The organism is Phenylobacterium sp., from assembly GCF_030646615.1.
GTDB lineage: Bacteria > Pseudomonadota > Alphaproteobacteria > Caulobacterales > Caulobacteraceae > Phenylobacterium.
Genome location: NZ_JAUSLG010000057.1, coordinates 1 through 13,994 on the forward strand (window position 1 = coordinate 1; position 13,994 = coordinate 13,994).

Below are 13,994 nucleotides of genomic sequence, written 5' to 3' on the forward strand. Positions count from 1 at the left end.
CACGACAACGGGATCGGCCGCCTGGACCTGGTGGAGAACCGTTTCGTCGGCATGAAGTCCCGCGGCGTCTACGAGACGCCCGGCGGGACCATCCTGCTGGCCGCCCACCGGGGCATCGAGTCCATCACCCTGGACCGCGGCGCCGCCCACCTGAAGGACGAGCTGATGCCCCGCTATGCGGAGCTGATCTATAACGGCTTCTGGTTCAGCCCCGAGCGCGAGATGCTGCAGGCGGCCATCGACCATTCCCAGGCCCACGTCTCGGGCCAGGTGCGGGTCAAGCTCTACAAGGGCAATGTCACCGTCATCGGCCGCACCAGCCCCTATTCGCTGTATGATCAGGAACTGGTCACCTTCGAAGAGGGCAAGGTGGCTTACGACCAGCGCGACGCCGCCGGCTTCATCAAGCTGAACGCCCTGCGCCTGCGCGGCTCGGCCAAGCGCGACCGCCGGGGGCGCTGACGGGCTTCAGGCCTCAAGCCTGTTGTAGGGATAGCGATCGCAGATCTGGTCGGTGAAGAATCCGGCCGGTGAAGGCGCATCGACGAAGGATCGGTGCACCTCGCCCGGCACGCCCACATAGACGTAACTGTCGCCGCCGGCGAAACGGACCAGCAATCTGGTCCGTTCGGCGTCATAGGCGATGTCGGCGATCGTCTGAATTTCGGTTCGCATGGGCGCAGAGCCTCCATGGCGGGTGTCCGTCATAGGCTCAACTCGGCGCCCCCCGGTCAGAGTTCCATCAACCCCTCGCCCGTGCGAAGCTCAGGCCAACAGCGCAGCTTGTTGCGCCATAAGAGGGGGAGTTCGCCATGGGTCCGCACAGCTGGGTCGCGCTGGTCACCATCGCCGCCATACTGGTCTATGTCTGGATGGGCTTTCGGGTGGGCCGCGCCCGGGGCGTATCGGGAATCGAAGCGCCGGCCATGACCGGCGATCCGATCCTGGAGCGCCACATCCGGGTGCAGGCCAACACCCTGGAATGGCTCCCGATCTTCCTGCCGGCCCTGTGGCTGTTCGCCATCTATTGGAACGACCTGATCGCCGCGGCTCTCGGCGTGGTCTGGATCATCGGCCGGGTGCTCTATGCGACCGGCTACGTGGCCGATCCTGGCAAGCGCGAACTGGGCTTCCTGATCCAGGCCCTGGCGGCGGCGGTCCTGCTGTTCGGCGCCGCGGGTCGCATCATCTGGACCCTGGCGGTGATCGGGGCCTGAGCCCCAGGCGGCGCAGGCGGCGCCTCAGAGGAAGAGGACCGCCGCCTGCCAGACCGCCAGCCCGGTGACCAGCACGCCGACGAACCAGGTCAGGGCCCGAATGGGCAGGACCTTGGTCATCCAGCCCGCCAGGGGCGCGGCGACGATGCCGCCGGCGATGAGGCCCAGCACCGAAGACAGGTGATCGCGCAGGCCCTCGGTCTCCCAGTGCCCCGACAGCAGGGCCGAGAGGAAGGCCGCCGAGACCGCCGAGGCGACGAAGAACTCCGCGGCGTTGGTGGTGCCGATGGCCTTGCGCGGATCGGCGCCAGAGCCCAGCAGGGTTGAGGTGACCACCGGCCCCCAACCCCCGCCGCCCACGGCGTCGAAGAAGCCGCCGACCACGCCGAGCGGCAGGGGGCTTTTCCAGGAGAATGGCTTGGGCCGCACGCCCTTCCAGGCCCGATAGAGGATGACCAGGCCCATCAGGCCGAGCCAAGACACCACGAAGGGCTTGATCTTCTCCCCGTCGATCGAGGTCAGCAGATAGGTGCCGGCGATGCCGCCGACGATCCCGCCGGCCGCCAGCAGGGCCAGCAGCCGCCAGCTGATGTTCTTGTGCGCCACATGAGACAGGGCCGAGGCCGCGCCGGTGAACACCTTGGCCGCGTGCACGCTGGCCGACGCATTGGCCGGCGACACCCCCATGGCCAGCAGGCTGGTGGTGGAGACCACCCCGTAGGCCATGCCCAGGGCGCCATCGACCAGTTGGGCGCCGAAGCCCACGGCGGCGAAAAGAAGGAAGTCTGAAACCACGTCGACGCCCCCGTGTGGCCAACCTTCGGACACTGTATCCTAGTGTCTCAATAGGAATTAGCTGAATTGTACAAGGCAGAATTTGTCGCGTCGCGGCTCTCCCACCTAAAGTCGCCCCAACGCCCGAAACTTGGCTCCCGAAACGGGCGTCTAATAGCCGTTCGCTCAAGGGTTGAGCGTCACGAAGAGTTCACCGCGAAATCGGCGAGAGTCCATTGCAAGAAGCGCTAAGCCCTTGAGCGAAACCATATTTGGGCCACGGTGTTGACCCATCATGACGCCTTCTGTTCGAGGGACGTTCTCACTCATAGGGACGAAGCGAAAATGAAGCGACTCCTGGGGCCCGTGGCCGCGCTTGCCCTGGTGGCCGGGCTCAGCGCCTGCGCCACGGCGACCCCGTACCAGCCCAATCTTCCGGGCGCGGCAGTGTCTGGCGGCTATTCGGAGATGCGGGTGGAGCCCGACCGCTGGCGGGTGAGCTTCGCGGGCAACAGCATGACCGGCCGCGAGACCGTCGAGGGCTTTCTTCTGTATCGCGCCGCCGAACTGACCGTTCAGCAGGGCTATGACGGCTTTTCCATCGTCACTCGCGCCACCGACCGCGATGCGCGGACCTATGTTCAGCCCGACCCCTTCTACAGTCCGTGGTACGGGCCCAGATACACCTACTGGCGGCCCCACTGGCGCTACTACTCCGCCTATAGCTGGCGCACCTGGGACCCCTATTTCGGCGACCCCTTCTTCGCCGACCGCATGGATGTGCGCACCGTGGAGCGGTACGAGGCCACGGCCGAGATCGTGATGTATCGCGGCCCCAAGGCGCCTGGCGATCCCAACGCCTTCGACGCCCGGGCGGTGCTGGAAAACCTGGGTCCCCGGATCGTGCGCCCGGCGCCGTAACGCCCGGTTGCGTCTGCAGACATCAAAAAGGGGCGGACCGGACGGTCCGCCCCTCTTCATGTCGGAACCTGAAGACCCCTCAGGTGATGTGCTTGGGCGCGATCGGGTCGCTGGCGGGGAAGGTCTCCTCCACCGCCTCGTCCACCAGGGCCTCCTGGCGGGTTTCGGCCTTGCGGTCGTCCTTGTTCAGCTGGTCATGCTTCTGGCCCTCGGGAAGGGGTTGGGCCGGGCGCGAGCTGGGGCCGTTCGGGTCGTTGTCGTTGCGCTGATCGGTCATTGCAGGACCTCCGTCATCTCTGTTGGTCCCCGCCGCGGCGACGGGAGCCTCACGAAGCAAAATGCTGCAAGGGCGCCCTTGGTTGCAGGCGGCGCGATGATCGCGGCCTGAACCCGGCGCAGACGGAAGGCCTCGTCAGAGACAAAAAAAGCGGCCCGCTGGGGGCCGCTTCTTTAGTTTCGCCGCAAGACCCCGGAGGGAATTGGAGCGGGCGAAGAGATTCGAACTCTCGACCCCAACCTTGGCAAGGTTGTGCTCTACCACTGAGCTACGCCCGCGTTTTTCGATGCCGACCGGTTGGCCGCCCCCGAAAATCGAGAGCGGGCTTATGGCAGACGACATCAGCCTTGGCAAGCGGCCTAGCCGCCGAATTTCGGGGCCTTCAGCCGGCGCTTGTTGACGTGGTCCTTGGGGGCCTCGGCGACGGCGTCGGGGAACTCCCCGCGGAAATAGTAGCGCTGCCAGGCTTCCTTGGTGGCCTCGGGGTCGGCGCGGTAGATCCTGGCGTTGAACTCCGTCCGGTGCTTCTCCCAAGCGGTGTACTGGCCCAGCAGGTCGGCATTGCGCGCCAGGGGCCGGATCACCGGCTGGAACTCGGCCAGGGGCTTATCCTGGACCAGGGTGATGAAGCAGAACGGTTCGCCCTTGCGGAAGTGGACCCGGCCTGGGCGGGTGAAGATCCAGTTCATCGTGAAGGGGAAGGGCAGCCAGTCGGTCTCCACCAGGCCGGCCAGGGGCTGGATGCCGTCCTTGACGTGGTTGGGCGGTCCCTGGGCCATCATCGACCAGCCGGGCGGCGTGCGGAACAGATAGCCCGGATGGAAGGTCAGCACCCCGTGGCTGAAGTGCGACTTGGCGAAGTTGTGGAAATCCGGGTGCGGATTGTCCGGTTGCAGGACGATGTCTTCCTGGAAATTGCCGCCGTTCCATTCGGCGCTGAACCCCATGGGGCAGAGAATCTCCCAGCCGCTGGTGTTGGCCATGGTCAGCGGCAGGCAGCGATAGGGATGGCGGTCGGCGAAATGCTCCATCCAGGCGCGCTGCGGCCGGCCGGGCACGATCTCCGGGGGCCGGTCTGCGGTGGGATAGCACTCAAGCTCCATGGGGCGTCCAACCTTTCGACGAGGGGCCGCAGGCCGGCCTCCTCCTGCTCTAGCCAGCCGCCCGTGGCCTCGTCCAGTTCCACGATGGGCTTTGCGGCCTTATGAGGAGGCCATGCACACCCGCGACGGCCTTCTCGCCTTCCTCGACGCTCACCAGATCGCCCACAGGACGGTGGATCATCCCGCCGTCTTCCGGGTGGGCGAAGGCGAGGAGATCAAGGCCGGCCTGCCTGGCGCCCACACCAAGAACCTGTTCCTCAAGGACGCCAAGGATCGCCTGTGGCTCATCTCGGCCGCCGACCGGACGACCATCGACCTGAAGCGCCTGCCGCCGGTGATCGGGGCGGCCAGGCTCTCCTTCGGCCGGGAAGCGCTGATGGTCGAGACCCTGGGCGTCACCCCGGGCTCGGTCACCGCCTTCGCCCTGCTGAACGACGTGGCGCGCAAGGTGACCTTCGTGCTGGACAAGGTGTTGGCGCAGGCGCCGCTGGTGAACTTTCACCCCCTGACCAATACCGCCACGACCGCTGTGGATCAGGCGGGCCTGCGGGCCTTCCTCGCGGCGGTCGGGGTCGAGCCGCTGATCGTGGACTTCGAGGCCATGGCGGTCGTCGGCCCGCAAACCTTGGGCTGAGACAAACCTTCCGTTGAAGCCGAAGAGCCATGCGACCATCTTAGGGCTGCCGCGTTGCCCAAGTCAGACCAGGAAGACGAGTTCGCCATGACCCTTATCGGAGAGACCGCCGCCGCCCCAGCCGGCGACCTGATCAAGGACGCCACCGACGCCAGCTTCATGGCCGACGTGGTCGAGGCCAGTCAGGACACCCCGGTCATCGTGGATTTCTGGGCGCCCTGGTGCGGCCCTTGCCGGCAGCTCGGCCCGGCCCTGGAAAAGGCGGTCACCGCCGCCAAGGGCAAGGTCAAGATGGTCAAGATCGACATCGACAAGAACCCCGCCTTCGCCGAACAGCTGCGGGTGCAGTCGATCCCCGCGGTGTTCGCCTTCTTCGGCGGCCGGCCAGTGGACGGCTTCATGGGCGCCCTGCCCGACAGCCAGGTGAAGGCCTTTGTCGACAAGCTGGCGGCCATGGCGCCGGCCGACGGCGTGGGCGAGATGCTGGATATGGCCAAGGCCGCCCTCGAGGCCGGCGATCTCCCTCTCGCGGCCCAGGGCTTCGCCCAGGTGCTGCAGGCGGAGCCAGACAACCTGAAGGCCCTGGGCGGGCTCGCCCGCTGCTATATGGCCGGCGGCGAGCCCGACCGCGCCCGGGAAATCCTCGACATGGCGCCGGCCGACGCCAAGGACGCCGATCTCGACAGCGTGCGGGCGGCCCTGAACCTGGCCGCCGAGGCGCCGTCGGACACCAGCGCCTTCGAGACTCGCCTGGCGGCCGATCCCGACGACCACGAGGCGCGCCTGGCGCTGGCCAAGGCCCTGGCCGGCCATGGGCGCATGGACGCCGCCGCCGACCACCTCCTGCAGATCATCGAGCGCGATCGGAACTGGAATGACGATGCGGCGCGCAAGCAACTCCTCACCATCTTCGAAGCCGCGGGCCCCGGCTCGGAAGTGGCCCGCAGCGGCCGCAAGCGGCTCTCGGCGATCCTGTTCTCATAGACGCGAGGTGAAGACGATGCCGGGCTACCGGCGGACGGCGGACTTGCCGCAGATCATCCCCATCTTTCCCCTGGACGGCGCGATCCTGCTGCCCGGCGGCGAACTGCCGCTGCAGGTCTTCGAGCCGCGCTATCTGAACATGGTGGACGACGCCATGGCCGGGGACCGGGTCATCGGCATGATCCAGACCCGCGCCGGCGGCGAACGCGCCCGGCCGAACCTGACCAGTGTCGGCTGCGCCGGACGGATCACCAGTTTCGCCGAAACCTCGGATGGCCGCTATCTGATCACCCTGACCGGGGTCTGCCGCTTCGCCGTCGGCGAGGAGATTTCGGCCCGCACGCCCTATCGCCAGATCCGGGTGGATTTCGCATCGTTCGAGCCGGACCTGTCGCCGGAAAACCAGGACGCCCCGGAGATGGACCGGGAGCGGTTCGCCAAGGCGTTGAAGCGCTATCTCAATCGTCGCGAACTGGACGTCGACGACGAGACCGCCCTGAGCGCCCCGATCGAGCCCCTGGTCACCAGCCTGACCATGGGCCTGCCCTTCGAGCCCTCGGAAAAGCAGGCCCTGCTGGAGGCCGAGACCCTGGCCGCCCGCATCCGCACCCTGACCGCCCTCTTGGAGATCGACGCCCTGGAAGACGACGACGGCGCGCCCCATAGCGTGCAGTAATCCCCTGGGCTAAGGAACGGCCATGACCCAAGACGCCTCGCCCCCCGAGACCGACGCCGCGGCCGAGCCCTTTCCGGCCCTGACCGCCGAGATCGATCCCCGCCTGCTGGAAATCCTGGTCTGCCCCGTGACCCACGGGCGGCTGGACTATGACCGCGACAAGGCCGAGCTGATCAGCCAGGGCGCCAAACTGGCCTATCCGATCCGCGACGGCGTGCCGATCATGCTGCCGGAAGAAGCCCGCGCCCTGGAGGCCTGAGGCTCCGGAGGCCTGGAAGGCCCCTCAGAGGGCCTCGCCGCGCAACAGGCGGGGCAGGTCGCCAAAGGCGCCGCCCGCCTCCTGCATGAACATCGTACGGGCCGGGGCGATGCGGTTGACCGCCGCCATGCCCGCCCCCCGCGCCAGGCGCAGCACCGGGTTGTCGTTCGAGAACAGGTGGACGAAGGCGTCCATGCCGGCGCTGAGCATGGCGGTGTCGAACCTGCGCCAGCGGGCGTAGCGCTCCAGCACCACCTCAGACCCCAGGTCCTCCCCCAGGCGGGCGGCGTCCACCAGCACCTGGGCCAGCGCCGCGGCGCCCTTCAGGCCGAGGTTCAGACCCTGACCGGCGATGGGATGGACCCCGTGGGCGGCGTCCCCCAGCAGGGCCAGCCGCGGGGCGGCGAACCGCTCGGCGAGCTGCAGCGACAGGGGATAGGAGAAGACCGGTCCCTCCAGCCGCGCCTGTCCGAGAAAGGCGCCGAACCGGCGCATCAGATGGGCGTGGAAGATCTCCGGCCGGGCCGACTTCAGCGCCGCGCCCCGGGCCGTGCTCTCGGTCCAGACCAGGCTCGCCCGGTTGTCGGTCAGGGGCAGGATGGCGAAGGGGCCGCTGGGCAGGAAGTACTCGTGGGCCACCCCCTCATGGGGGCGGTCCAGGCGCACGGTGGCCACCACGCCGGTCTGCCGATAGTCCCAGCCGATGGCGCCTATGCCGGCCGCCTTGCGCAGCACCGAGCCGCGCCCCTCCGCGCCGATGGCGAGCGGCGCCCGTAGAACCTGACCGTCCTCCAGGGTGACCACGGCGGCGCCCTTTTCGAACTGGGCGCTGGCCACCCGGGCCGGCGCCAGGACGGGGATGCCGGCGGCGACCACGGCCTGAGACAGGGCCGCGCGGGTCTGCCGGTTCTCCAGCAGATAGCCCAGGGGCTCGCCGTCCGAACGATCGGCGATCTCGGCGGAGTCGAACCGCAGGTGAAAGGGCAGGGGGGCCGGGGTGGCGGCGCCCGGCGTGCGGCCGTCGGTGACCAGGATCTGCTCGATCCGCTGGGCGTGGGGGGCCAGCGCCTCGCCCACCCCCAGGGTCTTCCACTGGCGGAAGGCGGCATAGGCGATGGCCGAGGCGCGCCCGTCGAAGGCCGGCGCCAGTTGGGTTTCGAACGGCGCGGGGTCGATCAGGACCGGCTTCAGTCCCCCCTGGGCCAGGGCGAGCGCCAGGGTGGCGCCGGCTATGCCCGCGCCGGCGATGATCACGTCGGGATCGGTGGTGTCCATGACACGGATATGGCGCGCCCACGCCGCCGCCGTCCAGTGGCGGCGGGCGATCAGGACCCGGGAAAAGACGATGGACTCATCAGTCCATTTTTCCCTTGCCCGGCCACGGACGCGGGTCTAGAGGCGAGGACATGGACGCATGAGTCCATTTTTGAACCTGGGCCTGCGGACCTGTCGCGGCCAATTTCGAAGTCTGTCCCATGGCCATTCGTGACATTGTCTCCCGCATCAAGCCGGTTCCCCTGATCGGCGCCGCCGTCCTCCTGGCCGTGGGGATCGGCGGCGCGATGTGGTGGGTCGAGCGCCAGCATTTCGAAACCACCGACAACGCCTTCGCCCAGGCCGACACCGTCTCGGTGGCGCCGCAGATCGACGGCTATGTCACCGAGGTCCTGGTGGCCGACAACGCCGTGGTCCAGAAGGGCCAGGTGCTGGCGCGGATCGACGCGGCCACGATCGAGGCCGGCCTCGCCCAGGCGACCGCCCGGGCGCAGGCCCTCGACGCCGCCGTACGGGGGGTCGATGACCGGGCCGCCCTGGAAGAGGCGATGATCGCCCAGAAGGCGGCCGGCCTGCAGAGCGCCCGGGCCCAGGCCCAGCTCGCCCAGGCCGAGATGGACCGCTACCAGCGCCTGTCGACGGAGGGCTGGGTGTCGGCCCAGCGGGTCCAGACCGTGCGGGCCGGCGCCCGCCAGGCCGAGGCCGCTGTGGCCGAGGCCCAGGCCACCCTGGAGGCCGAGCGCCGCACCGCCCAGTCCCTGGGCTCGGCCAAGGCCCAGACCCAGGCTGAGGCCACCGCGGCGCGGGCGGCTGTGGACCAGGCGCGCATCGACCTGTCGCGCACCGAGATCCGCGCCCCGGTGGCGGGCGTGGTGGGCGCCCGCGCCGTGCGTCCCGGCCAGTATGTGCGTCCTGGCGGGACCCTGATGAGCATCGTGCCGGTGGGGCAATCCTATGTGGTGGCCAATTTCAAGGAGACCCAGGTCGCCCGCCTGAGCATCGGCCAGAGCGTCGAGGTCAAGGCCGACGCCTTCGGCGGCCAGACCCTGACGGGCCGGATCGAGAGCTTCGCCCCGGCCACCGGCTCGGAATTCGCCCTGATCCCGGTGGAGAACGCCGTGGGCAACTTCACCAAGATCGCCCAGCGCCTGCCGGTCCGCATCGCCATCGATCCCGGCCAGCCCCTGGCCGGCGCCCTGCGGCCGGGCCTCTCTGTCGAGGTCAAGGTGGACGTGCGCGAAACCCCCGGGGCGACCTTCGCCGACGCCATGTCCGGCGCCGTCGTCCAGGCCGCCGCGCGCTAGGGCCGGCCGGGCGTCATGACCGACGAAACCCTCGATCCCGCAGATCTGCCCCGGCGGCAGCCGGACGCCCCGCCAGACACCCCGCCAGACACCCCGTCGGTGGCCCAGGCCCCGGCGCCGGCCAGCGTGACCGACGCGGCGGGCGAGGTGGACTGGCCCAAGATCTTCCTGGGCTTCGGCGGCATGGTGATCGGCCAGTTCATGGCCATCCTGGACATCCAGATCGTCGCGGCCTCCCTGACCCAGATCCAGGCCGGCATCGGGGCCAGCGCCGACCAGATCAGCTGGGTCCAGACCATCTATCTTCTGGCCGAGGTCGTCATCATCCCGCTGACGGCCTACCTGACCCGCATGTTCGGCACCCGGCCGGTCTATGTGGTGGCCGCCGGCGCCTTCATCGTCACCTCGATCCTCACCGGCCTCTCCACCAGTGTGGAGATGATGATCATCATGCGGGCCTTCCAGGGCCTGGCGGCCGGCGCGATGATCCCGGCGGTGTTCGCCACGGCCATGACGGTGTTCCCGCCCGACAAGCGGGTGACGGCCAATGTGATCGTCGGCCTCATCGTCACCCTCGCCCCCACCATCGGCCCGACCCTGGGCGGCCATCTGACCGACAGCCTCGGCTGGCGCTGGCTGTTCTTCATCAATGCGCCCGTGGGCCTGCTGGTGATCTTCCTGGTCGGCCGCTACGCCACCTTCGACCAGGGGGATCGCTCCCTGGCCAAGGGGGTGGACTGGTGGGGCGTCGGTCTGATGACGGTCTTCCTGCTCTCCATGCAGTATGTGATCGAGGAGGGCGCCAAGGAGGGCTGGTTCGACGAGCCGCTGATCCTGTGGCTGACCGTGGCCGCGGCGCTGACCGGCGCGGCCTTCATCTGGCGCCAGCTGACCTACGCCAAGCCCATCGTCTCCCTGCGGCCGTTCCAGGACCGCAATTTCAGCCTCGGCATGGTGATGAACTTCGTGGCCGGCGCCAGCCTGTTCGGCGGCACCTTCATCCTGCCCCTGTTCCTTGGCCAGATCCGCCACTATTCGGCGGCCGAGGTCGGGACCACCATGCTGATCTCCGGGCTTGTCATGTTCATCTCGGCGCCGATCGCCGGCCGGCTGGTGCGGGCCATGGACGCGCGCATTCCCATGGTCCTGGGCTTCGGCCTGGCCGCCTATGGGGTCGGGCTGGGCGCCCGGGTCACCGAGGACTGGGGCTTCTGGCAGTTCGCCGGCCTGCAGGCCTGGCGGGGGATCGGGGTGATGATCGCCATGATCGCCGCCCAGCAGATGAGCGTCTCGACCCTGCCGGTCTCGATGATGAAGGACGCCTCGTCCCTGGTGAACCTGATCCGCAATGTGGGCGGCGCGGTGGGTCTGGCGGTGCTGACCACCGTCCTCACCCATCAGACGGCGGTCCACTATGGGGACCTCACGGCCGCCGTCAGCCTGGGCAATCTGGAGAGTCAGACCATGCTGGAGGGCCTGACCAGCATGATGGAGGCCCGCGGCGTCTTCGATCCCGAGGGGGCGGCCCGGAAGGCCTTTGCGGGCATGCTGAACCGCCAGGCCTCGGTGCTGGCCTTTGGCGACGCCTTCTTCGTCCTGGCGGCGGGCTGCGCCATGGCCGCCGTCCTGGCCCTGTTCGCCGCCCCCGCCAAGGCGCCCACCGCGCCGGCCCCCGGAGGTCACTGATGCCCAGGTTGCCGGGACAGATCGATCAGGCCAAGAGCCAGGCCATACTGGACGCCGCCGCCGCCGCGCTGGGGGAGTGCGGCCTGTCGACGCCAATGGGCGAGATCGCCCGGCGGGCCGGGGTCTCCAAGCAGACCATCTATAATCACTTCGGCTCCAAGGCCGATCTGATCCGGGCCATCGTCGACCGCCGGGTGGACGAGATCGCCGCCCCCCTGCTGGCGCCCGGCGCCCTTGACCACCCGGAAGAGGCCCTGGCGGGCTTTGGCCGGGTGATGCTGGAGATGGTGCTGCGGCCCCATGGGCGGGCGCTGGTGAAGATGGCGGTGCAGGCGGCCGACGACATGCCCGACCTGGCGCGGGCCTTCTACGAGGCCGGGCCGCGCACCTCGCGCCGCCGGCTGGCCGACTTCCTGCGCGACGAGACCGCGGCCGGCCGCATGAGCGTGGATGATCCCGACCAGGGGGCCGACTTCTTCGCCGGCATGGTCATCGGGGTTCGCCAGATCGCCGGCCTGCTGGGGGTCGAGCAGACCGCCACGGCTGACGACATCGACCGCATCGCCCGGGCCGCCGCCCGGCGGTTCCTGAAGGCCTACGCCGCGCCCTGAAGCGAAAGGCCGGGCCTAAACTCTAAGTCTTGAGCGCGTTTTGGTCCGATAACCGATTCCCCCTTATCGGAATGCGGTCTAGCCCTCGGCGGAGTCGGGTATGCCCATGATGTGGAAGCCGGCATCCACATGCACCACCTCGCCGGTGGTGGAGCGGCCCAGGTCCGACAGCAGCCAGAGCGCGGCGCCGGCCACCCCTTCCATCGAGGTGTCGGCCTTCATGGCCGACATGGCGCGGCCCTGGGCCAGCATGCCGCGGCCGCCGGAAATGCCGGCCAGGGACAGGGTGCGCATGGCGCCGGCCGAGATGGCGTTGACGCGGATGTCGCTGGGGCCGAGGTCGCGGGCGGCGTAGCGGGTGGCGGCCTCCAGGCCGGCCTTGGCCACGCCCATGGTGTTGTAGTTGGGGATGGCCCGCTCGGCGCCCAGATAGGTCAGGCAGACGATGGAGCCGCCGTTCGGCATCATGGCCGCGGCGCGGCGCGCGCAGTCGACGAACGAATAGACCGAGATGTCCATGGCCCGCAGGAAGCCCTCGCGGGTGGTGTTTTCGACGAAGGAGCCCTTGAGCTCATCCTTGTTGGCGAACGCGATGGCGTGGACGAAGAAGTCGATCTCGCCCAGGGCGTCAGCCACCGTCTTGAAGGCGGTGTCCATGGCCGCGTCGTCGGTGACGTCGACTGGGGCGGTGACCTTGACGCCGAGCTGTTCGGCCAGCGGCTGGACCCGGCGCTCCATGCCCGGCAGGTGCAGGAAGGCCATCTCGGCGCCCTGGGCGGCCAGTTGCGAGGCGATGCCAAAGGCGATGGACTGGTGGTTGGCGACGCCGGTCACCACCCCCTTCTTGCCCTTCATCAGTTCGCCCTTGGGCATGTCGTAGTCGTCAGCCATGGCTTCCTCGCCGTTCTGTCGATTCTCAGGTCGCGCTGGTCTAGCTGGCCTTGGCCATCACCAGACAGCCATTGGTGCCGCCGAACCCGAAGCTGTTGGACATCACCGTCTCGAAGGCGCCGTCGCGGCGCTCGCGCAGGATCGGCATGTCGGCGAAGGCCGGGTCCAGGTTTTCGATATGGGCGCTCTTGGCCATGAAGTCGTTGTTGAGCATCAGCAGCGAATAGATCGCCTCCTGCGCCCCGGCCGCCCCCAGGCTGTGGCCGGTCAGGGACTTGGTCGAGGAGATGAACGGGGCCGCATCCCCGAACACGTCGCGGACGGCCTGCATCTCCTTGGAGTCGCCCACCGGCGTCGAGGTGCCGTGCGGGTTCAGATAGTCGATCTTCCGCCCGCCCAGGCCTTCCATGGCCAGCTTCATGCAGCGCACCGCGCCTTCGCCCGAGGGGGCGACCATGTCGAAGCCGTCGGAATTGGCCGCATAGCCGATGATCTCGCCATAGATCTTTGCGCCCCGGGCCTTGGCCCGCTCCCATTCCTCCAGCACCACGATCCCGGCGCCGCCGGCGATCACGAAGCCGTCTCGGGCCTCGTCATAGGCCCGGCTGGCGGTGGAGGGACGGTCGTTGAAGTTGGAGCTCATAGCGCCCATGGCGTCGAACAGGACCGAAAGGCTCCAGTCCAGCTCCTCGGTTCCGCCAGCGAACACCACGTCCTGCTTGCCCAGCTGAATCTGCTCATAGGCCGAGCCGATGCAGTGGGTGGAGGTGGCGCAGGCCGAACTGATCGAGAAGTTGAGGCCGCGGATCTTGAACCAGGTGGCCAGCACAGCCGAGGGGCCGCTGCTCATGGCTTTGGGCACCGCGAACGGGCCGATGCGCTTGGGGCCCTTTTCGCGGGTCGTGGCGGCGGCCTCGACGATGACCTTGGTGGACGGGCCGCCGGCCCCGACGATCAGGCCGGTGCGCTCGTTGGAAATCTCGGACTCTTCCAGGCCGCTGTCGGCGATGGCCTGGTCCATGGCGATGTGGGCGTAGGCGGTGCCCGAAGACAGGAAGCGGGCGGCGCGGCGGTCGACCATCGACTCCCAGTCGATGTCCGGGATGGCCCGGACCTGGCAGCGGAAGCCGAGCTCGGCGTAGTCGGGCGCGAAGGTCACACCGCTTTTGGCTTCCCGCAGCGAGGCGAGGACTTCATTGGCGTTGTTGCCGATCGACGAAACGATGCCGATACCGGTGACCACGACGCGACGCATGGCGACTCCTTGCTGTTCCCGAGGGCGGTATCACCGCCCGTCTTGTTATTTCTTGGACGCTTCAGACCATGGTCGCGGGGTCGAACAGACCCACACGCAGATCCTTGGCCTCATAGATAGGCTTGCC

Annotated in this window: 16 protein-coding genes, 1 tRNA gene and 1 pseudogene; 10 read left to right on the forward strand and 8 right to left on the reverse strand. The window is 68.6% G+C overall.

Annotated features, from left to right (window positions below):
- Nucleotides 1–462, forward strand: a pseudogene (locus tag Q7S93_RS09665) (argininosuccinate synthase domain-containing protein); the annotation flags it as partial.
- Between the two features lie 6 nt (nucleotides 463–468).
- Here the strand turns inward: Q7S93_RS09665 and Q7S93_RS09670 are convergent.
- Nucleotides 469–675 (reverse strand): KTSC domain-containing protein, encoded by a 207-nt coding sequence (locus tag Q7S93_RS09670; RefSeq protein ID WP_304713674.1) that lies wholly within the window; start codon nucleotides 673–675, stop codon nucleotides 469–471.
- Between the two features lie 137 nt (nucleotides 676–812).
- Here Q7S93_RS09670 and Q7S93_RS09675 point away from each other — a divergent pair, with 137 nt between their 5' ends.
- Entirely contained in the window at nucleotides 813–1,217 is a 405-nt protein-coding gene (locus tag Q7S93_RS09675) for an MAPEG family protein (RefSeq protein ID WP_304713675.1), read from the forward strand.
- A gap of 24 nt (nucleotides 1,218–1,241) precedes the next feature.
- On the opposite strand, the gene Q7S93_RS09680 is transcribed toward Q7S93_RS09675, so the two are convergent.
- Nucleotides 1,242–2,012 (reverse strand): sulfite exporter TauE/SafE family protein, encoded by a 771-nt coding sequence (locus Q7S93_RS09680; RefSeq protein ID WP_304713676.1) that lies wholly within the window; start codon nucleotides 2,010–2,012, stop codon nucleotides 1,242–1,244.
- Nucleotides 2,013–2,336: 324 nt separating this feature from the next.
- Here Q7S93_RS09680 and Q7S93_RS09685 point away from each other — a divergent pair, with 324 nt between their 5' ends.
- A complete protein-coding gene (locus tag Q7S93_RS09685) occupies nucleotides 2,337–2,912 on the forward strand; it encodes a CC0125/CC1285 family lipoprotein (RefSeq protein WP_304713677.1) in 576 nt (191 codons plus the stop codon).
- A gap of 79 nt (nucleotides 2,913–2,991) precedes the next feature.
- On the opposite strand, the gene Q7S93_RS09690 is transcribed toward Q7S93_RS09685, so the two are convergent.
- From Q7S93_RS09690 to Q7S93_RS09700, 3 genes are all read right to left on the reverse strand, one after another.
- Complete coding sequence (locus Q7S93_RS09690) at nucleotides 2,992–3,189, reverse strand: hypothetical protein (RefSeq protein WP_304713678.1); 198 nt, start codon at nucleotides 3,187–3,189, stop codon at nucleotides 2,992–2,994.
- Between the two features lie 203 nt (nucleotides 3,190–3,392).
- Nucleotides 3,393–3,467: transfer RNA gene (locus Q7S93_RS09695), tRNA-Gly, on the reverse strand.
- Between the two features lie 81 nt (nucleotides 3,468–3,548).
- On the reverse strand, nucleotides 3,549–4,292 hold the full coding sequence (locus Q7S93_RS09700; RefSeq protein WP_304713679.1) for a DUF6065 family protein: 744 nt from the start codon (nucleotides 4,290–4,292) through the stop codon (nucleotides 3,549–3,551).
- Between the two features lie 112 nt (nucleotides 4,293–4,404).
- Between Q7S93_RS09700 and Q7S93_RS09705 the strand changes: the two genes are divergently transcribed.
- The 4 genes from Q7S93_RS09705 to Q7S93_RS09720 all read left to right on the forward strand — a co-directional run bounded on the left by Q7S93_RS09705 (nucleotide 4,405) and on the right by Q7S93_RS09720 (nucleotide 6,845).
- Nucleotides 4,405–4,926 carry a prolyl-tRNA synthetase associated domain-containing protein gene (locus tag Q7S93_RS09705; RefSeq protein ID WP_304713680.1) on the forward strand — a complete coding sequence of 174 codons (522 nt, stop codon included), beginning with the start codon at nucleotides 4,405–4,407 and terminating at the stop codon, nucleotides 4,924–4,926.
- An 87-nt stretch (nucleotides 4,927–5,013) separates the two neighbouring features.
- On the forward strand, nucleotides 5,014–5,910 hold the full coding sequence (locus tag Q7S93_RS09710) for a thioredoxin family protein (RefSeq protein ID WP_304713681.1): 897 nt from the start codon (nucleotides 5,014–5,016) through the stop codon (nucleotides 5,908–5,910).
- A 16-nt stretch (nucleotides 5,911–5,926) separates the two neighbouring features.
- Complete coding sequence (locus Q7S93_RS09715) at nucleotides 5,927–6,586, forward strand: LON peptidase substrate-binding domain-containing protein (RefSeq protein WP_304713689.1); 660 nt, start codon at nucleotides 5,927–5,929, stop codon at nucleotides 6,584–6,586.
- 22 nt (nucleotides 6,587–6,608) lie between these two features.
- Complete coding sequence (locus Q7S93_RS09720; RefSeq protein WP_304713682.1) at nucleotides 6,609–6,845, forward strand: Trm112 family protein; 237 nt, start codon at nucleotides 6,609–6,611, stop codon at nucleotides 6,843–6,845.
- A gap of 24 nt (nucleotides 6,846–6,869) precedes the next feature.
- On the opposite strand, the gene Q7S93_RS09725 is transcribed toward Q7S93_RS09720, so the two are convergent.
- On the reverse strand, nucleotides 6,870–8,120 hold the full coding sequence (locus Q7S93_RS09725; protein ID WP_304713683.1) for a UbiH/UbiF/VisC/COQ6 family ubiquinone biosynthesis hydroxylase: 1,251 nt from the start codon (nucleotides 8,118–8,120) through the stop codon (nucleotides 6,870–6,872).
- 200 nt (nucleotides 8,121–8,320) lie between these two features.
- Between Q7S93_RS09725 and Q7S93_RS09730 the strand changes: the two genes are divergently transcribed.
- Genes Q7S93_RS09730 through Q7S93_RS09740 form a run of 3 tightly spaced genes read left to right on the forward strand, consistent with a single transcriptional unit; the run spans nucleotide 8,321 to nucleotide 11,721 of the window.
- Nucleotides 8,321–9,424 carry an HlyD family secretion protein gene (locus Q7S93_RS09730; RefSeq protein ID WP_304713684.1) on the forward strand — a complete coding sequence of 368 codons (1,104 nt, stop codon included), beginning with the start codon at nucleotides 8,321–8,323 and terminating at the stop codon, nucleotides 9,422–9,424.
- A 15-nt stretch (nucleotides 9,425–9,439) separates the two neighbouring features.
- Entirely contained in the window at nucleotides 9,440–11,110 is a 1,671-nt protein-coding gene (locus tag Q7S93_RS09735) for a DHA2 family efflux MFS transporter permease subunit (protein ID WP_304713685.1), read from the forward strand.
- Nucleotides 11,110–11,721: a TetR/AcrR family transcriptional regulator gene (locus Q7S93_RS09740; protein ID WP_304713686.1), complete on the forward strand. Its 612-nt coding sequence runs from the start codon at nucleotides 11,110–11,112 to the stop codon at nucleotides 11,719–11,721. Before Q7S93_RS09735 ends, Q7S93_RS09740 begins: the two co-directional genes overlap by 1 nt.
- 78 nt (nucleotides 11,722–11,799) lie before the next feature.
- On the opposite strand, the gene Q7S93_RS09745 is transcribed toward Q7S93_RS09740, so the two are convergent.
- Together Q7S93_RS09745 and fabB are read right to left on the reverse strand one after the other, a co-directional pair.
- Nucleotides 11,800–12,612, reverse strand: coding sequence for an enoyl-ACP reductase FabI (locus Q7S93_RS09745; protein ID WP_304713687.1), 813 nt, complete (start codon nucleotides 12,610–12,612; stop codon nucleotides 11,800–11,802).
- Nucleotides 12,613–12,652: 40 nt separating this feature from the next.
- Nucleotides 12,653–13,867 (reverse strand): beta-ketoacyl-ACP synthase I, encoded by a 1,215-nt coding sequence (gene fabB / locus Q7S93_RS09750; RefSeq protein ID WP_304713688.1) that lies wholly within the window; start codon nucleotides 13,865–13,867, stop codon nucleotides 12,653–12,655.
- Between the last annotated feature and the right edge of the window lie 127 nt (nucleotides 13,868–13,994).